Below are 17,646 nucleotides of genomic sequence, written 5' to 3' on the forward strand. Positions count from 1 at the left end.
CGGCGGTCCGGCCCTGCCGTCCGGCGTCCGCTGCTCGGTCCTGCCGGCGGCCTGGCCGCTTGGTCGCATGGCCGTTCGGCGGCCCCATCGCCCGCCGGGCCTGGGCCGTGAGAACTGGACCGCCCTTCTCCGCGACTCCACCTCAAGCCCCACACAGGTCGGCAAGGCAGGCGAGGGCTTGCCATCGCCCGCCGAGTCGCGAGTCGACCGGACGTCGTCGCGCCGCCTGGAGCCCTAACCGCCTGGATCCCCAACTGCCTGGAGCCCGAACCGCCTCGGGCCCGAACCGCCTGGGGCCGAAGCCGCCTCGGGCCCGAACCGCCATGGAGCCCGAAACCGCGCTGCGGGGCGGTCGCTGCTGAAGCGCGCCGCCGACCCATCACTGCATACAATCTGCCTCGATCGATGTGAGGTGGCTCTCGGCCTAATGTTGGCTACTGTCCGCTTTAGCTGGGCTAACTGTTTCGAGCCGATGAACTATTGACACCCCTGGGGTCGCTGCTTACCGTCAATTGCGTACAACCTCGGGGCGAGGGTGTCACCCAAGCCGCCTCCGGGGACCGTCCCCACCGCCGTCGTGACAGCCATCGGCCACGGCCGCGGCGGCACTCCACCACGACAAAAGAGCCCCCTGCCGCGCGGGTCGCGGACCTCTGTAGGGAGTGGCATGTTGGTCAGGACTTCCGGAGCCCGCCGGCTCCGTTCCGCGGCCGCCTCGCTGGGCGCCGCCGCACTGCTCGTAACCATGGCCGCCTGCGGCGACGGCGGCGACACCGCCGCCCCGGGCCCCGTCAACGACGCGTACACCGAACAGGCCGCGACCCTCGTCGAGGCCGGCACGGACGGCCTGCTCTTCTTCGAGGGCAACGAAGCCGACCTCACCCTCGACAAGATCAAGGTCTATCAGGACTGGTCCGGACCGACCGAGTCGGTCAAGCCGGTCCCCGGCGCCAAGCTGGACATCATCGTGTGCCGCATCGGCACCTCCTGCGAAGAGGTCGGCAAGAAGGCGCAGAGCATCGCCCAGTCGCTGGGCTGGACCGCGAACATCCACGACGGCCAGGGCAATCCCGAGGGCTTCCAGAAGGCGTTCGCGACCGCCGCCGCCAACAAGCCCAGCGCGGTCATCACGGTCGCCATCCCGGAGAACCAGGTCGCCGACGGCATCGCCGAACTCCAGCGGCAGAACATCCCGGTGGTCGGCGTGTCCGCGATCGACGAGGGCGGGGCGGTCGGCTACGACGCCAACGTGTCCAGCCGGGAGACGTTCCAGGCGGTGCTGGAGGTGGCCAAGGCTGTGGCCGACTCCAAGGGCACCGCGAAGGCCGTCTTCCTGTGGGACGTCGGCTACCCGCACCTGGTCGAGGCCCTGGAGGCCAGTAAGCGTGTCCTCGCCGGCTGCACCGGCTGCCAACTGCTGGAGGTCAGGGAACGCACCCTCGCCCAGGCGGTCGACCCGATCGAGATGCAGAACATCACCACGTCGCTGCTGCAGAAACACGGCAACGACCTGCAGTACATCTTCACCCCGTACGGCAACGGGGTGGAGTCCATCATCGCCGCACTGAAGGCCGCCGGCCGCGACGACGTGAAGGTGCTGTCGAAGAACGCCGAACCCGAGCGTCTGGGCAGTGTCGCCACCGGCGACCAGTTCGCCGACTTCGGCGCGATCCGGGGCTGGAACGCGTACGCCGCGATCGACCAGGTCGTCCGGCTGCTGGCCGGGCAGGAGCCGCTGCCCGACGCGGAGCAGGGCATCCCGGCCACCATCTTCGTGAAGGACAACGCGCCCGCCGACGGGGTCGTCGACTGGGACAGCTACGTCGACTACGCGCAGCGGTACGAGCAGATGTGGCGGGCCGCCTCGTGACGGCCGCCCCCGCGTCCCTGGCGAAGGGCGTCCGGACCGACGGTCCCGTGCTGGAGGTCGTCGGACTGTCCAAGTCGTACGGCCGGGTCCGCGCGGTCACCGACGTCTCCTTCGACGTACTGCCCGGTGAGATCCTCGGCATCGTCGGCGACAACGGCGCCGGCAAGTCGACCCTGATGAACATGGTCAGCGGGGCGGTCGCGCCGGACAGCGGCGAGCTGCGGATCGCCGGCGACCGGCTGGCGCCGCACACGATCGGCAACGCCCGCGCCCGGGGCATCGAGATGATCTACCAGGACCTGGGGCTGTCCGACAACCTCAGTGTGGTCGAGAACGTCTTCCTCGGCCGGGAGTGGACGGCCGGGCCGCCCGGACTGCCGGTGCTGCGCAAGAAGGCGATGCGGGCCCGCACCCGGGAGGTGCTGGAGCGGCTCGGTATCGACCTGCACGACATGAACGTGCTCGTCGAGGGGTTGTCGGGCGGCCAGCGGCAGATGGTGGCCATCGCCCGGGCCCTGGTGACCGAGAACGAGCCGCGCGTGATGGTGATGGACGAGCCGACGGCGGCGCTGGGCACCACCGAGTCGCAGGGCGTCAACGACCTGATCGTACGGCTGCGCGACCGCGGCTACGCGGTGATCGTCATCAGTCACCGCATCCCGGAGGTGCTGGCCCTGGCCGACCGCCTGCTCGTGATGAAGGGCGGCCGGCGGGTCTACCACGGGCCGACCGGCGCGCTCGACGTCGAGCGGTGCGTGCAACTGATCGTCCGGGGAGCCGACGCGCTCGGGAAGGAGGATCCGGCGTGATGGAGACGGTGACGAAGACGCCGCCGGACCGGACCGTGGTCCGGCAGAGCGCCGACCGGTCGCGCCAGGGCGCCGGCGAGCGCGCCGTCGAGGGCGTCAGCCGGTACGGGTTGGTCGGCCTGCTCTTCCTGGTGATCGCGGTGTTCTCGGTGGCCAGCCCGGAGACGTACTTCACGACGACGAACTTCCGGCTGATCCTGGTCAACCAGACGGTGACCGTGATCGTCGCGCTGGCGGCGACGTTGCCGCTGCTCGCGCACTACCTCGACGCCTCGGTCGGCCCGATGCTCGGCCTGGCGCAGGGGGTGAGCGTCTGGCTGATCGCGGTGCAGGGCGTGCCGATCTGGCTGGCGCTGGTCGCGGTCCTGGTGCTCGCGGTCGCCGTGGGTCTGCTCAACACCCTGCTGGTGCTGAAGTTCGGGATGTCGTCGATCATCGCGACGCTGGCGACCGGCAGCCTGCTGATGGGCAGCCTCTACATGATCACCGGTGGTCGGGTCATCTTCCAGAACGTGCCGGAGAGCTTCACCGCCATCGCCCGTGGTGACCTGGCCGGCATCCCGCTGCCGCTGATCTATCTCACCGTCCTGGTGGTGCTGCTGGAGTTCCTGGTCGTCTGGACCCCGTTCGGGCAGCGGCTCTACGCCATGGACGGCAACCTGCGGGGCGCGGCCCGGGCCGGTATCGACGTCAACAGCTACACGATCCGGGCGTTCGTCGGCGCCGCCGTACTCGCGTCGATCGCCGGGGTGCTCCTCGCGTCACGGGTCGGCTCCGCCCAGCCGACCGTCGGCGAGCAGTTCCTGCTGCCGGCGTTCGCGGCGGCGTTCCTCGGCGCGGCCGTGCTGCGCCCCGGCCGGGTCAACATGCTCGGCACCGTCATCGCCGCGTACTTCGTCAGCTTCACCATCGCGGGCCTGCAACACCTCGGTGCCGCCACCTGGATCGAGCGCATCTTCAACGGGCTCGCCGTGATCGTCGGCGTCTCGCTCGCCGGCTTCGCCGTACGGCGTCGGCGGCAGCTCGCCGTACGGCATGTCGAGCGGCTGGAACGACAGGCACCGCGCGGCAGTTGACGCGAACCCCCAACCCTTCGGACACGGAAGCTGGGTCATGAAGAACGACTACTTCGTTTTCGACAACGCCATCCACATGTACAAGCTCACCGACGACAATCTCGACGAGCGCACCGGCGGACGCAAGTCGACGAACGCCCTGGTCGAGTACGCGAAGCTCTACTCCCGGCCCGGATACCCGTACGACGACATCTCCGGGCGGGAACTGTCGGTCGAGGACGCCCACCGGCTGATGTTCGACGAGTCCGACACCGACATCGCGATGGCGCAGACGGTGCCGAGCCACGGCGGCTGGAAGCTGGGTTTCTCCCCGGCGGAGAACAACTACAAGCTCAAGGAGGCGTACCCCGACCGGGTGCTCTTCTGCGGCGGCGTCGACCCGATCACCCATGGCCGCTACGGCGCGGTCAAGGAGGCGATCCGGCAGATCACCGAGTGGGGCGCGGTCAGCTTCAAGTTCTACCAGGCGCACTCCGGCGGCGTGTCGTGGCGCATCGACGACCGGCAGGTGGCGTACCCGATCTGGGAGGCGTGCCTGGAGAACGGCGTGACCAACGTGCAGTTCCACAAGGGACTCGCGTTCAACACCCAGCACATCATCGACCTCGCCCCGTACGACCTGGAGCGGGCCGCGCAGGACTTCCCCGAGATGACGTTCATCGTGCACCACCTCGGTGAACCGTTCATCGACGAGACCATCAACATCGCGTCCCGGTACGAGAACATCAGCCTCGCGCTGACCGCCTGGATCAACCAGTACCCGGTGGCGCCGAGGGCGGCGCTGCACGCGATCGGCAAGTGCCTCCTGCATGTCGGCGAGGACCGCCTGCTGTGGGGCTCCGAGGCGTTCGTCTGGCCGAAGGTGCAGGCGTACATCGACCTGTTCGCCGACATGACGATGCCCGAGGACCTCCAGGACGGCTACGGCTACCCGGAGCTGACCGACCAGGTCAAGGCGAAGATCTTCGGACTGAACTTCGCCCGCGTCATGGGCATCGACGTCGAGGCGAAGAAGGCCGAGCTGTACGGCGCGCCGAGCCCCAAGGGCAAGAAGGCGAAGAAGAACAAGAAGGCCGGCTCCCATGGCAAGTAGGAAGAAGACCGCGCGCGCCGCCGACCGGGCCCTCGACGGCAAGGTGCGCCAGCTCGTCGAGGCGCACGGCGGCGGGGTCACCGTCGACGTCGGCGCCGACGGCGACGCGCACGTGACGTTCCACGGCCGCTGCGCGGCCTGCCCGTCCGCCCCGGTCACCATGGGCTCTCTCGTGACGCCGGCACTGCTCCAGGTCGAGGGCGTCCGTACGGTCTCCCGGCGCGGCAACGTGTCCCGCTTCGCCGAGGCCCGCATCGCGGCGATGTTCGGCCTGGACACCGCGGAGGGCGACCGATGACGGCCCCGGCACCGGAGCAGGCGTTCGCGGACGGTCCGCTGACCGGGGTCCGGGTCGTCGAGGCCGGCGTCCTGCTCGCCGGCCCGTTCTGCGGGCAGCTCCTCGGCGACTTCGGCGCCGAGGTCATCAAGGTCGAGGAGCCGGCGAACGGCGACCCGATGCGCCAGTGGGGACGCGAGAAACCGCACGGCAAGTCGCTGTGGTTCCCGGTCGTGGCCCGCAACAAGAAGTCCGTCACCTGCAACCTGCGGGTGCCCGACGGGCAGCGGGTGATGCGGGAACTGCTCGCCCACGCCGACGTCTTCGTGGAGAACTTCCGGCCCGGCACCCTGGAACGCTGGGGCCTGGGACCCGAACAGCTCCACGAGATCAACCCGAGGCTCGTCGTCGTCCGGGTCACCGCGTTCGGCCAGGACGGCCCGTACGCCTCCCGCGCCGGGTACGGCTCGATCGGCGAGGCGATGGGCGGCATCCGGCACGTCACCGGCGACCCGTCGACCCCACCGAGCCGGATCGGGGTCAGCCTCGGCGACTCGCTCGCCGGCACCTTCGCCGCGCTCGGCGCGATGATGGCGCTGCGGGTCGCCGCCGGCACCGGTCGCGGCCAGGTCGTCGACAGCGCCATCTACGAGTCGGTGCTCGCCCTGATGGAGTCGCTGCTGCCGGAGTACGCGCTGACCGGCTACGTACGGGAACGGACCGGCTCGATCCTGCCGAACGTCGCCCCCAGCAACGCGTACCCCACCCAGGACGGCGCGACCGTGCTCATCGCCGCCAACCAGGACACCGTGTTCCGTCGGCTGGCCGCGGTGATGGGCCGGGCCGAACTCGCCGACGACCCGCGCTACGCGTCGCACGCCAAGCGCGGCGAGAACCAGGTGGCGCTGGACGAGCTGATCGCCGCCTGGACCGGGAAACTCGACCAGCACCCGCTGCTGGAGCTGCTGCACGCGGGCGGTGTGCCGGCCGGATCGGTCTACACGGCCCGGGAGATGCTCGCCGACGAGCACTTCGCGGCCCGTGAGGCGATCGTCGAACTGCCGCACCCGGACTTCGGCCCGTTCCCGATGCACAACGTGGCACCCCGGCTGTCCCGGACACCCGGCCGGCTGCGCTGGGTCGGCCCGAGGCTGGGCGAGCACACCGACGAGGTACTGCGCGAGGTCGTCGGCCTCGACGACGAACGGATCGCCGCGCTGCGCGCTGGCGGAGCAATCTGAGCCGCGTAGCGGCGGAGCAATCTGAGCAGAGAGGAAAAACCATGTCCAAGAAGGCGATCGTGGTCAAGAAGCAGACGATCTCGTTGCGCGCCGCCCGCGCGGTGATCGCGGCGGCGGTGGCGAAGGCCGAGGAGATGGGGTTCGCCGTCACCGTCGCGGTGGTCGACGAGAGCGGCGTCCTGAAGGCGTACGAGCGGATGGACGGCGCCGCGCTCGTGTCGGTGCAGCTCGCGCAGGACAAGGCGTACACGTCTGTCGGGTTCGGCCTGAGCAGCGACGGCTGGTACGACTTCATCAAGGAGGACGGCCCGCTGGCGATGGGTGCGCCGAGCGGGATCGACCGGCTGGTGACGTTCGGCGGCGGCTACCCGATCAAGGTCGACGACGTGGTCGTGGGCGGCATCGGCGTCAGCGGTGGCCACTACACCCAGGACATGGAGGTCGCCAAGGCCGGCCTGGCGGTGCTGTCTTGAGCCGTACGCCGGCCGGCCCGCCCGTCGAGCTGGTCGAGGTCGGCCCCCGCGACGGTCTGCAGAACCATCCGACCCACCTCGGCACCCCGGACAAGGTCGCGCTGGTGCGCCGGGCGGTCGCCGCCGGCACCCGGCGGGTCGAGGTCACCAGCTTCACCAACCCCGCCAAGGTGCCCCGGCTCGCCGACGCCGAGGCCGTCATGGGCGAGGTCGCGGGCGATGCCGGTCTCGTCTCGATCGGGCTGGTGCTCAACGAGCGCGGCCTGGACCGGGCGCTGGCCGCCGGCGTCGACGAGGTCAACTTCGTCGTCGTCGCCAGCGACACGTTCAGCCTGCGTAACCAGGGCAAGCCGACGGAACCGGCGGTGGCCGAGGTACGCCGGCTGCTGCCCCGGGTCCACGACGCCGGCCGGCGGGCGTCGGTCACCGTGGCGGCCACGTTCGGCTGCCCGTTCGAGGGCGAGGTGCCGTTCGACCGCGTGCTGCGCATCGTCGACGCGCTCGGCACGGCCAACCCCGACGAGGTGGCGCTCGCCGACACGATCGGGGTCGCGGTGCCGTCGGCGGTCGGGGCGGCGTTCACCGCCGTCCGCTCGGCAACCGGCGCCGACCTGCGCTGCCACTTCCACAACACCCGCAATCTCGGTACGGCCAACGTGCTCGCCGCTGTCGCGGCCGGCGCCCGCGCGGTCGACGCCAGCATCGGCGGGATCGGCGGCTGTCCGTTCGCGCCCGGGGCGACCGGGAACGTCGCCACCGAGGACGTCGTCTACGCGCTGGAACGCTCCGGTTACCGCACCGGGGTGGCGCTGGACGCCGCGATCGACAACGCCCGGTGGCTCGGCGACGTACTCGGCGCCGACGTGCCGGGCCTGCTCAGCCGGGCCGGCGGGTTCCCGTACCCGGCCGTCCCCGACCGGAAGGAGGCCGCGTGACCGGCGGAAGCGGCGAGGTCGACCTGACCGTTCGCGACGGCGTCGCCGTCATCACCCTCGACGCCCCCGGGCGCCGCAACGCGCTGACCGTGGCGATGGCCCGCGACCTCGCCGACGCCGCCGCGACCGCCGACGCCGACGCGTCGGTGGGCGCGGTCGTCGTACGTGGCGCCGGCGGCCACTTCTGCGCCGGCGCCCACCGGGCGCTGCTCGCCGCTGTCGGTGCCGATCCGGCCGACGACGCCAACTACGGCGACCTCGGCACCGTCTACGACTCGTTCGTCCGGGTCGGCCGGCTCGGCGTACCGGTGATAGCGGCGGTCCGGGGCTCGGCCGTCGGTGCCGGCGTCAACCTGCTGCTCGCCGCCGACGTGCGGGTCGTGGCCCGCGACGCCCGCGTCCTCGCCGGCTTCGGCGCCATCGGGCTGCATCCCGGCGGCGGCCACCACCTGCTCGCCGCGACCGCGCTGGGCCGCCAGGGTGCCGCCGCCTTCACCCTGCTCGGCCAGGAACTCGACGGCGTACGCGCCGTCGAGGTCGGCCTCGCCCTGGAGTGCGTCGACGACGCCGAGGTCGACGAGCGGGCGTACGCGCTCGCCGCCCCGGCCGCCGCCGATCCCGAGCTGAGTCGCCGTACGACGGCGTCGTTCCGGCGCGCCGTCGACCCGTCACCGTCGCGCTGGGAGCTTGCGGTGGAGGCCGAGCGGGCGGCCCAGATGTGGTCGCTGCGGCGCCGGGCGGCGCGGCCGTGACGGCGCCGCTGTCGGGGATCCGGGTCCTCGACCTGACCAGCACGTTTTCCGGCCCGTACTGCACGCTCGTGCTGGCCGACCTCGGCGCCGAGGTGGTCAAGGTCGAGCCGCCCGGCGGCGACATCGCCCGCCAGCTCGGCGCCGCGCGGACCCCGGGCCTGGCGGCGGTGTTCCTCAACATGAACCGGGGCAAGAAGAGCGTCGTACTCGACCTGAAGTCGGCCGAGGGCCGGGCCACGGTCGGCCGCCTGGTCGGCACCGCCGACGTGGTGGTGCACAACATGCGCCCGCGCGCCGCACGACGGCTCGGACTGTCCTACGAGGACTGTGAGCGGGTTCGGCCCGACGTCGTCTACTGTGCCATTCCCGGCTTCAGCGGTACCGGCCCGCACGCCGACCGGCCGGCGTACGACGACGTCATCCAGGGTGCCGCCGGCATGGCCGCCCTCCAGAGCGTCAACCAGGACCGGCCCGGCTACGTCACCACCCCACTCGCCGACAAGATCGCCGGACTGACGGCGGCGGTCGCCGTGCTCGCCGCCCTGCGGCACCGGGACACGACCGGGGCCGGGCAGCGGGTCGAGGTGCCCATGTTCGAGACGATGGCCGCCTTCGGGCTGCTCGAACAGCTCGACGGCTGGACCTTCGACCCGCCGACCGGGCCACCGCTCTATCCGCGTACGGCGGCGGTCAACCGGCGGCCGTACGCGACCGCCGACGGTCACCTCTGTGTGCTGCTCTACACCGAGGAGCAGTGGCGGCGGTTCCTCGACCGGGCCGGCCGCGCCGACGTGCTCACCCGGCCCGAGTTCGACACCGTCGGCAGGCGGATCGCCAACGCCGACGCCCTCTACGCCATCGTCGCGGAGATCCTGCGGGAGCGCCCGACCGCGCAGTGGCTGGCCGTACTCGACGAGATCGACGTCCCGTGCGCTCCGCTGGCCGGTTACGAGGAGATCCTGTCCGAGGCGTACCTGCACGAGAGCGGGTTCGTGTCGACCGTCGAGCACCCGGTCGCCGGGCGGTTGCGTCAGATCGGGTCACCGATGGCGTTCTCCCGCTCGCCGGTGGTCGCCGGACGGCACGCGCCGACCCTGGGCGAGCACACCGCCGAGATCCTTGCCCAACTGGACGGGGTGGCGCCGTGAGCGAGCGGAGCGAGCGAACCGTTGGGCTCTGTGTCGCTCACGGTGCCGCCGAGCGAAGCGAGGTCGCGCCGTGAGCGGGGCGGCGGTTCTGCGCGCGGAGGTACGGGCCCAGCTTGACGTGTGGCGGGCCGAGGGGGTCTTCACCCCGCGCAGCGACAGTTGGCTGGTCGGCTACGACGAGGACTTCAGCCGCCGGCTCGGCGCCCGGGGCTGGATCGGCCTGACCTGGAGCCCGGAGTACGGCGGTCACGGCCGGGGTTTCGTCGACCGGTTCGTGCTCACCGAGGAACTGTTGCGGGCCGGGGCACCGGTCGCCGCGCACTGGATCGCCGACCGGCAGATCGGTCCGGCGATCGCCCGGCTCGGCACCGGGGCGCTCCGGCGGGAGCTGCTGCCCGCGATCGCGGCCGGCGAGGCCCGCTTCTGTCTCGGGATGAGCGAACCCGACGCCGGCAGCGACCTCGCCTCGGTACGTACCCGGGCCCGCCGGGCCGACGGCGGCTGGCTGCTTTCGGGGCAGAAGGTGTGGTCGAGCAACGCTCACCGGGCCACCCATGCCTACGTGCTGGCCCGTACGTCGGACGGCGAGCGGCGGCACGACGGGCTCAGCGAGTTCGTCCTCGACATGACCGCGCCGGGGGTGACCGTGCGGCGGATTCCCGACCTGCGCGGCCCCGGCCACTTCTGCGAGATCTTCCTCGACGACGCGTTCGTGCCCGACGCGTGGGTGCTCGGCGAGATCGGCGCCGGCTGGGCGCAGGTGACGGAGCAGCTCGCCTTCGAGCGCGGCGGTCCCGAGCGGGTGCTGAGCACGTACCCACTGCTGCGGCTGCTGCTCGACCGGGCTGCCGGACCGGCCGGCCGGGTGGGGGAGTTGGTGGGCCGGCTGGTCGCCCTGCGCCGGCTCGCCTTCCAGGTCGCCGTACGCATGGACGCCGGGCAGGCGCCGGTCGCCGCCGCCGCGACGCTGAAACTGCTCGGCAACCGCTTCGAGGTCGACGTCATCGAGGCCGCCCGCGAGACGCTTCCGTCTGATGTGGACGTACGGGCGGCGCTGGACGACGCGGTCCTCGCCGCGCCCGGCTTCTCCCTGCGCGGCGGTACGACGGAGGTGCTGACCGTGGTCGTCGGCCGCGAGGCGATGAGGGCAGCCCGATGACCGGGATGCGGGCGGTCGCGGAGGCGGCCGTGCAGGTGCTGGCGGCGCGGGCCGCTCCGCACCGCGACGACCCGGCCGCCGAGATGGCCGCCATGTGGCGGACCACCGGTGAGCAGGGCTGGCACCTGCTCGCCGTACCGGAGGGCGACGGCGGCATGGGCGGCGACCTCGCCGACCTCGCGGACGTCGTCCGGGCGATCTCCGCCGCCGGGCTCTCGGCACCGCTGCCGGAACTGCACACCGGCGTCTTCGGGACGCTGGCCGCCGGGCGCGACCCCGCCGCGGCGCTCGCCGGCCGGATCGGCGTCGCCCTGCCCCGGGGTGCCGAGGTCGCGGTGCCCTGGGGGCGGCACCTCGACGCGGCGGTCGTGGCGGGCACGACCGTTGCGTGCGCCGACCTGCGGCCGGCGGTCAACCTGGCGCACGAGCCGGTGGACACCCTGGCTCGGCCGGCACCGGACGACGGCCCGGATCCCGCCGGGACCCGGTGGCGGCTGCTGCACGCGGCCCGCCTCGTCGGCGCCGCCGAGGGGGCCGCCCGGCGGACGGCGGCCTATGCCGCGACCCGGGAACAGTTCGGCCGCCCGATCGCCCGGTTCCAGGCGGTCGCCGCCCTGGTCGCGGAGGCCCATGCGCAGACGGTGCTGGCCGCGGCGGCCCTGGACGCCGCGCTGGCGGCGGCCGACGACGGCGCGGTGACGGTGCCGGCGGTGCTCGCCACCGCGGCCCGCGCCGCCGGGGTGGTGGCCCGCTGCGCCCACCAGGTGCACGGCGCGATCGGCATCACCCGGGAGCTGGGGCTGGAACGGCTCACCCGCCGGCTGTGGGCCTGGCGGGACCTGCCGACCGAGCACGAGTTGGAGGACGGGATCGGGCGGGTGGTGCGGGCCGGCGGCGAAGCGCTGGCCTGGTCCGCCGGTCCGGAGATCGACGTGAGGAGCGGTGGATGAGCGACGGACTGGCCGGAAAGGTCGCGGTGGTCACGGGGGCCGGCTCCGGGATCGGGCTGGCGGTGGCCCGGTCGCTGGCCGGTGCCGGTTGCCGGGTGGTGATGGCCGATCTCGACCCGTCGGCCTGCGTCGACGTCGGGCCGGCCGGCTCGGGTGTCCCGGTCGCGGTCGACCTCGGCACACCCGACGGGGTGGCCACCGTGGTCGAGACGGCGACGACCCGGTTCGGCGGTGTCGACGTACTGGTCAACAACGTCGCCCTCGCCCCGTACCGTGACACGTTCACCGCCATCGACGACGCGGCCTGGCAGCGGAGTTGGGACGTCAACGTCATGTCCTGCGTACGGCTGTGCCGGGCGGTCATCCCGCTGATGGCGGCCCGGGGCGGCGGCAGCGTCGTCAACATCGGGTCCGAGGCGGCCCGCCATCCCAAGCCCTACCTGGTCGACTACGCCGTCACCAAGGCCGCGCTGCTCGGTCTGGCCAAGGCCCTGTCGATCGAGTACGGGTCGCGGGGCGTACGGGTCAACACGGTGGCGCCCGGCCCGACCCGTACGTCCACGATGGACTCGTTCCTGACGGCACTGGCCGGAAAACTGGAGATCGACGTCGACGCGGCCGCCGACCGCTTCGTCAACCAGATGCGGGGGCTCCCGCTGGGCCGGATGAACGAGCCCGAGGACGTGGCCGAGGTGGTGCTCTTCCTGGCCGGCGACCGGTCCCGGCAGGTGACCGGTTCGGAATACCCGGTGAACGCGGGCGGAACGGCATCGGTCTAGGCGTTACTCTTCGACGGCGACGGAAGGTGGAACATGGCGCGCGCCTCGCAGAAGACATACGAGTCGATCAAGAATCTGATCCTCGACAACACGTACGGCCCCGGCGCGAAGCTCTCCGAGGAGGATCTGGCGACGGCCGTCGGGGTGAGCCGCACCCCGGTCCGTGAGGCGCTGCGCCGGCTGCACGCCGAGGGGCTCATCGACTGGGAGGCCAACCGTGGCGCGACCGTCGCCGCGTGGAGTGACCAGGACCTCGAGGAGATCTTCGAGTTGCGGGCCCTGCTGGAGGGCTACGGCGCCGAACTGGCCGCCAGCCGGATCACCCCGGAGGAGACCGCCCAGTTGCGGGAGTTGAGCGCACAGATGGAGCGCCACGCCGCGAACCGCGACGCCGACCGGATCGCGGTGTGCAACGCGGAGTTCCACGCGATCATCCTGCGGGCCGGCCGCAACCGGCGGCTCAGCGCCCTGCTCGGCGCGGTGGTGCAGACCCCGCTGGTCAACCGGACGTTCCGGCGCTACGACGAGGCCGCGATGGCGCGCAGCATGGCCCATCACCGGGAGCTGATCGACGCGTTCGAGGCCGGTGACCGGGCCTGGGCCGGCTCGGTGATGCGGGCCCACATCCTCGCCGCCCGGGCCACCCTCGGGATCACCTGACCCCGGTCCCGCGGACCCGGGGGCGGCGCCGCCCGCCCCCGGGCCGGCGCCGGTCAGTAGACCGGGACGCCGATGAGGTTGACCCGCAGGTGCACCAGGACGGCGTGGTACCAGTTCGTGTCGCGGTCGTGCTGCAACTGCTGGATCTGCTGCCAGTCCATCGGATCGGTCACGTTCCAGGTGTACGAGTACCGCAGCTCGTTCGACGGCGGCGCGGCCGGGAACCGGGCGTGTACGTCGGTGTAGTTGTTGATCGTGCGGTTCCGGATGGCGGCGGCGGCCTGTTCGCCGGCCGGCAGGGTCACCGTGGCGATCCGCATCGCCAGGGTGTTGAATTCGGCGGCGCTGACCCGGAAGTAGCCCGCCCCGTACGCGCCGAACGAGTGCTGGGTGACCTGGACGGTGGGGACGGCGGTGGCGATGTCGACCCCGGTCTCCTCCCGGAACTCGCGGTGCGCCGCGGCGGCGATGGACTCGTTCCCGTCGATCCGGCCGCCGGGGAGCGCCGCCTTGCCCGCCCCGTTGAGCACCTGCCCGGCCGTCTTGATCTGCCCGACGCCGTGCTCGAAGAAGAAGTAGCCCAGGTCGAACTTCGTTGCGATCAGGAACCGCCCCGAAGGCTCGTAGAGGACCGCGTAGCTCTGCATTTTCGTCTCCCCTTCCGGTGGGATCGTCTGCAGAGCTGACGGCCGGGAACGGGTCGCTGATACCGGCCCGGTGGTCGGCTCGCCGACAGTGCCGGGCCGCCCCTACTTCAGCAGGCCGTGCTGGAGGGCGAGCAGTACGGCGTTGGTCCGGTCCCGGGCGCCGAGCTTGAGCAGCAGGCTGGAGACGTGGTTCTTCACCGTGCCCTCGGCCAGGAACAGCGCCTCGGCGATCTCCTTGTTGGCGTAGCCGCTGGCGAGCAGCCGCAGCACGTCGAGTTCGCGGTCGGTCAGCTCGCGTACCGGCGCCGGATCGTCGCGGGCGACGACCGCGTTGCCCTGGATCGCGCGCAGCAGCCGGTCGGTGATCGCCGGCTGCACCAGCGTGCCGCCGCCGGCCAGGGTACGGACCGCGCCGACGAGCTGTTCGAGGGTGACGTCCTTGAGCAGGTAGCCCTTGGCGCCGGCCCGCAGCGCCTGGAGCACCAGTTCGTCGTCGTCGAAGGTGGTCAGCACCAGGACCGGCACCTCGATTCCCCGGTCGCGCAGCGCCCGCAGGGTCCAGATCCCGTCGTACCCGGGCATCCGCAGGTCGAGCAGGACGACGTCCGGCGGGTCCCGCTCGATCGCGGCCAGGGCGGTGCTGCCGTCGTCGGCCTCGGCGACGACCTCGATGCCGGCGGCGAGGCCGAGCAGGCTACGGATGCCCTGCCGGACAAGGTTCTGGTCGTCGACGAGACACACCCGGATCATGGGGCCGGCACCTCCGCGACGACCTTGAAGCCGCGGTCGGCCGAGAACCGGGCCTGGCCGCCGAGTTCGGTGACCCGTTCGACGATGCCGCGCAGGCCGTTGCCGACCACGATCCGCTCGGCGCCGCGACCGTCGTCCCAGGCGGTGAAGGTGATCCCGCCGTCGCGGCCGGCGGTGATCTCGATCCACATCTGGCTGGCCTCGGAGTGCCGGATCGTGTTCGTGACCACCTCCTGCACGCACCGGATCAGCGCCGTCGTACGCCCCTCGTCGACCTGTACGGCGTCGTCGATCCGCAGGTGCACCGCCGGTTCGGGCAGCTCCGCGACGATGTGTTCAAGGGTGTGCCGCAGGTCCGGGGCCCGGTGCCGCAGTTCGCCGACCGTCGTCCGTACGTCGGCGAGCAGTTCGCGGGCGACCCGGGCGGCGCGGGTGACGTGCTCGCTGGCCGGCGGGGTGCTCTGGTGGGAGGCGATCTCCAGTTCGAGGGTGAGCACGGTGAGCTGGTGGCCGAGCAGGTCGTGCAGTTCGCGGGCGATCCGCAGCCGCTCGTCGGCCCGGCTGGACTCGGCCAGCAGCGCGCCGGCCGCCCGCAGTTCGGTGTGGGCCGCCGCCAGCCTCCGCCGGGTCCGGATCTCCCGCAGGTGGCCCATGGTCCCGAGGGTGGTGCCGAGCTGGAGCAGCAGGTAGATGAATGCCGTCCCCAGGACCGACGCGAGGTTCGAGGTGACCGACACGGCCGCCCCCGCCACGACGACCGTGTTGAACACGATGAGGCCGGCCGTGACCTGCCACGGGACCAGGTAGACGCTGAGGGCCGCGGTGAACACCAGCACGATCGGGATGAATCCGGCCCGGGGCGCCAGCAGGACCACGGTCGCGCCGAGCAGGACCTGCGCCGCGAAGACCGCTTGGAGGATCCGCCGGGGCAGGAGGTCGACCAGCCAGGCGCAGGTCGTCCACGCGACGACGTACGCGCCGAAGCACAGCCACCACACCCAGCCCGGCCCGAGCGTGACGTCTCCGCCCTGCAGTTGGGCGACCAGCACCGACAGGCTGACGGCGGCGCACAGCAGGGTGCCGAGGATCCCCGCCCACAGATCTGGCTCGAACCGTTTCATCATCGTCCAGCGTATGCGCTGGTGAACGGCACAGACCCTGCCAAAGGTCATGGGTGTCGGTCATGACCTCCGGCACGCGCGGCCAGCCCGCCCCGACACCTAGCGTCGATGTACCGCCATCAACCGGAGAGGGCCAGCGTGCTAGCCATCGAGGTTCGTAATCTACATAAACGGTACGGTCAGGTCGTCGCCGTCGACGACGTCAGCCTCTCCGTCGACGAGGGCGAGATCGTCGGCGTACTCGGCCGCAACGGCGCCGGCAAGACGACGACCGTCGAAGCGATCGCCGGCCTGCGCCGACCCGACCGGGGCACCGTACGGGTCCTCGGGCTCGACCCGCACCGCGACCGGGCCCGGGTCCGTCAGGTGCTCGGCGTACAGCTCCAGTCCAGCGCCCTGCACAGCGCGCTGACCGTACGCGAACTCGTCGGCCTCTACCGCAGCTTCTACGCCACCGGCGCCGACCCCGACAAGCTGATCGAAGCCGTCGGGCTCACCGGCAGCCGCGGGACCCGGTTCGAGAAACTCTCCGGCGGCCAGCAGCAGCGGCTGTCGATCGCGCTCGCGCTGGTCGGCGACCCCCGGGTGGCGCTGCTCGACGAACTCACCACCGGCCTGGACCCCGAAGCCCGCCGGCACATCTGGTCCATGATCGAGGACCTGCGCGCCGGCGGTGTCACCGTCCTGCTCGTCAGCCACCTCATGGAGGAGGTCGAACGGCTCTGCGACCGGGTCGCGCTCATCGACCACGGCCGGGTCGTCGCGGTCGACACCCCGGTCGGGCTGATCGCCGCTGCCGGCCTGGCCCAGCGCGTACGGTTCCGGGCCGCCCGGGGATTCGACCCCACCGTCCTCGACCGGCTGCCGGACGTCACCGGGGTCGAGGTCGCCGGGGAACAGGTGACCGTCACCGGCGACGGCGAGCTGCTGCACAACGTCAGCACCGCCCTTGTCCACGCCGGCGTCGTCGCCACCGAGACCCGCCTCGAACGCGCCACCCTCGACGACGCCTTCCTGGCCCTCACCGGCCGTCCGTTCGCCCAGGAGAACTCATGACCGAGCGTAGCGAGGGAATCAGTTGGCTCAGGCCGCAGCCATGCGGTCGCCGAGCGAAGCGAGGTGCCGCATGACCGCCCAAACGGACATTGCCGTGCACCGGCCCGGTCCCCGGGCCTGGCTGGCCCTGATCCGCGCCGAGACCAAGTCGGTCGTACGCGACACCGCCGGCCTACTCATCCCGATCGGCCTGCCGCTGCTGATCCTGGTCATGAACGGCCTCGGCGCCAGCACCCAGGAACTGCCGGGCCTCGACGGCCTCACCGCCTTCGACGTGTACGTCATCCCGATCGTCATCGCCATCGTCGTGGCGACCATCGGGGTGGTGAACATGCCGAGCTTCCTCGCCTACTACCGGCGTACCGGGGTGCTGCGTCGCCTCGCCGTCACCCCCGCCCACCCGGCGATGGTGCTCGCCGCCCAGGTCGTGACCAGCATCGTCCAGACCACCGTCGGCATCGTCATCGCCCTGACCGTCGCCATGCTGGCCTTCGACGCCAACCCGCCACGCAACCCCGGGATGGCACTCGCGGTGGTGGTGCTCGCCGCGCTGGCCATGTACGCCGTCGGCATCCTCATCGCCGCCGTCGCCCCGACCGGCAACGCCGCCGTCGCGATCGGCCTGGTGCTCTTCTTCGGCATGGGCGCCACCGGCGGCATGTTCGGGCCGGTCGTCAACCTGCCCGACGCCGTCGCCCGCGTCGGCGAGGTGCTGCCGTTCGGCGCCGTCACCGCGGCGGTCGGCGACGCCTGGGCCGGCCAGACCCCGGAGCCGCTGCACCTGATCAGCCTCGTCGCCGCCATCGTGCTCAGCAGCCTGGGCGCCGCCCGCTTCTTCCGCTGGGAGTAG

General features: G+C 72.0%; 19 protein-coding genes. 16 read left to right on the top strand and 3 right to left on the bottom strand.

Features of this window, described 5'->3' with window-relative positions:
* The first annotated feature begins 667 nt into the window (after positions 1–667).
* The 14 genes from AB0I42_RS11270 to AB0I42_RS11335 all read left to right on the top strand — a co-directional run bounded on the left by AB0I42_RS11270 (position 668) and on the right by AB0I42_RS11335 (position 13,222).
* Positions 668–1,870 (top strand): substrate-binding domain-containing protein, encoded by a 1,203-nt coding sequence (locus AB0I42_RS11270; RefSeq protein ID WP_357536324.1) that lies wholly within the window; start codon positions 668–670, stop codon positions 1,868–1,870.
* The gene (locus tag AB0I42_RS11275; protein WP_357536325.1) at positions 1,852–2,679 is read left to right on the top strand and encodes an ATP-binding cassette domain-containing protein; all 828 of its coding nucleotides are present in this window, start codon (positions 1,852–1,854) and stop codon (positions 2,677–2,679) included. The genes AB0I42_RS11270 and AB0I42_RS11275 overlap by 19 nt, the downstream gene beginning before the upstream one ends.
* Positions 2,679–3,755, top strand: coding sequence for an ABC transporter permease (locus tag AB0I42_RS11280; RefSeq protein WP_357536326.1), 1,077 nt, complete (start codon positions 2,679–2,681; stop codon positions 3,753–3,755). Before AB0I42_RS11275 ends, AB0I42_RS11280 begins: the two co-directional genes overlap by 1 nt.
* 37 nt (positions 3,756–3,792) lie before the next feature.
* The gene (locus AB0I42_RS11285; protein WP_357536327.1) at positions 3,793–4,848 is read left to right on the top strand and encodes an amidohydrolase family protein; all 1,056 of its coding nucleotides are present in this window, start codon (positions 3,793–3,795) and stop codon (positions 4,846–4,848) included.
* Positions 4,838–5,146, top strand: coding sequence for a NifU family protein (locus tag AB0I42_RS11290; protein ID WP_357536329.1), 309 nt, complete (start codon positions 4,838–4,840; stop codon positions 5,144–5,146). The genes AB0I42_RS11285 and AB0I42_RS11290 overlap by 11 nt, the downstream gene beginning before the upstream one ends.
* Complete coding sequence (locus AB0I42_RS11295) at positions 5,143–6,366, top strand: CoA transferase (RefSeq protein WP_357536330.1); 1,224 nt, start codon at positions 5,143–5,145, stop codon at positions 6,364–6,366. The genes AB0I42_RS11290 and AB0I42_RS11295 overlap by 4 nt, the downstream gene beginning before the upstream one ends.
* A gap of 41 nt (positions 6,367–6,407) precedes the next feature.
* Positions 6,408–6,839 carry a heme-binding protein gene (locus AB0I42_RS11300; protein ID WP_212816721.1) on the top strand — a complete coding sequence of 144 codons (432 nt, stop codon included), beginning with the start codon at positions 6,408–6,410 and terminating at the stop codon, positions 6,837–6,839.
* The gene (locus tag AB0I42_RS11305) at positions 6,836–7,774 is read left to right on the top strand and encodes a hydroxymethylglutaryl-CoA lyase (protein ID WP_357536332.1); all 939 of its coding nucleotides are present in this window, start codon (positions 6,836–6,838) and stop codon (positions 7,772–7,774) included. Before AB0I42_RS11300 ends, AB0I42_RS11305 begins: the two co-directional genes overlap by 4 nt.
* A complete protein-coding gene (locus tag AB0I42_RS11310) occupies positions 7,771–8,526 on the top strand; it encodes an enoyl-CoA hydratase-related protein (RefSeq protein WP_357536333.1) in 756 nt (251 codons plus the stop codon). The genes AB0I42_RS11305 and AB0I42_RS11310 overlap by 4 nt, the downstream gene beginning before the upstream one ends.
* On the top strand, positions 8,523–9,674 hold the full coding sequence (locus AB0I42_RS11315) for a CoA transferase (RefSeq protein ID WP_357536335.1): 1,152 nt from the start codon (positions 8,523–8,525) through the stop codon (positions 9,672–9,674). The genes AB0I42_RS11310 and AB0I42_RS11315 overlap by 4 nt, the downstream gene beginning before the upstream one ends.
* 70 nt (positions 9,675–9,744) lie before the next feature.
* Positions 9,745–10,833 (top strand): acyl-CoA dehydrogenase family protein, encoded by a 1,089-nt coding sequence (locus AB0I42_RS11320; protein WP_357536337.1) that lies wholly within the window; start codon positions 9,745–9,747, stop codon positions 10,831–10,833.
* Entirely contained in the window at positions 10,830–11,783 is a 954-nt protein-coding gene (locus AB0I42_RS11325; protein ID WP_357536339.1) for an acyl-CoA dehydrogenase family protein, read from the top strand. Before AB0I42_RS11320 ends, AB0I42_RS11325 begins: the two co-directional genes overlap by 4 nt.
* On the top strand, positions 11,780–12,562 hold the full coding sequence (locus AB0I42_RS11330) for an SDR family oxidoreductase (protein ID WP_357536341.1): 783 nt from the start codon (positions 11,780–11,782) through the stop codon (positions 12,560–12,562). The genes AB0I42_RS11325 and AB0I42_RS11330 overlap by 4 nt, the downstream gene beginning before the upstream one ends.
* Before the next feature lie 33 nt (positions 12,563–12,595).
* Complete coding sequence (locus tag AB0I42_RS11335) at positions 12,596–13,222, top strand: GntR family transcriptional regulator (protein WP_357536342.1); 627 nt, start codon at positions 12,596–12,598, stop codon at positions 13,220–13,222.
* Between the two features lie 53 nt (positions 13,223–13,275).
* On the opposite strand, the gene AB0I42_RS11340 is transcribed toward AB0I42_RS11335, so the two are convergent.
* The 3 genes from AB0I42_RS11340 to AB0I42_RS11350 all read right to left on the bottom strand — a co-directional run bounded on the left by AB0I42_RS11340 (position 13,276) and on the right by AB0I42_RS11350 (position 15,740).
* Positions 13,276–13,869 carry an NUDIX domain-containing protein gene (locus AB0I42_RS11340; protein WP_357536344.1) on the bottom strand — a complete coding sequence of 198 codons (594 nt, stop codon included), beginning with the start codon at positions 13,867–13,869 and terminating at the stop codon, positions 13,276–13,278.
* A 102-nt stretch (positions 13,870–13,971) separates the two neighbouring features.
* The gene (locus tag AB0I42_RS11345) at positions 13,972–14,619 is read right to left on the bottom strand and encodes a response regulator transcription factor (RefSeq protein ID WP_357536346.1); all 648 of its coding nucleotides are present in this window, start codon (positions 14,617–14,619) and stop codon (positions 13,972–13,974) included.
* Positions 14,616–15,740, bottom strand: a complete 1,125-nt coding sequence (locus AB0I42_RS11350; RefSeq protein WP_357536348.1) for a histidine kinase — start codon at positions 15,738–15,740, stop codon at positions 14,616–14,618. The genes AB0I42_RS11345 and AB0I42_RS11350 overlap by 4 nt, the downstream gene beginning before the upstream one ends.
* Before the next feature lie 138 nt (positions 15,741–15,878).
* Here AB0I42_RS11350 and AB0I42_RS11355 point away from each other — a divergent pair, with 138 nt between their 5' ends.
* Together AB0I42_RS11355 and AB0I42_RS11360 are read left to right on the top strand one after the other, a co-directional pair.
* A complete protein-coding gene (locus AB0I42_RS11355; protein WP_357536350.1) occupies positions 15,879–16,796 on the top strand; it encodes an ABC transporter ATP-binding protein in 918 nt (305 codons plus the stop codon).
* 70 nt (positions 16,797–16,866) lie between these two features.
* On the top strand, positions 16,867–17,646 hold the full coding sequence (locus AB0I42_RS11360; protein WP_357536352.1) for an ABC transporter permease: 780 nt from the start codon (positions 16,867–16,869) through the stop codon (positions 17,644–17,646).

This window comes from Polymorphospora sp. NPDC050346 (assembly GCF_040655695.1).
GTDB lineage: Bacteria > Actinomycetota > Actinomycetes > Mycobacteriales > Micromonosporaceae > Polymorphospora > Polymorphospora lycopeni.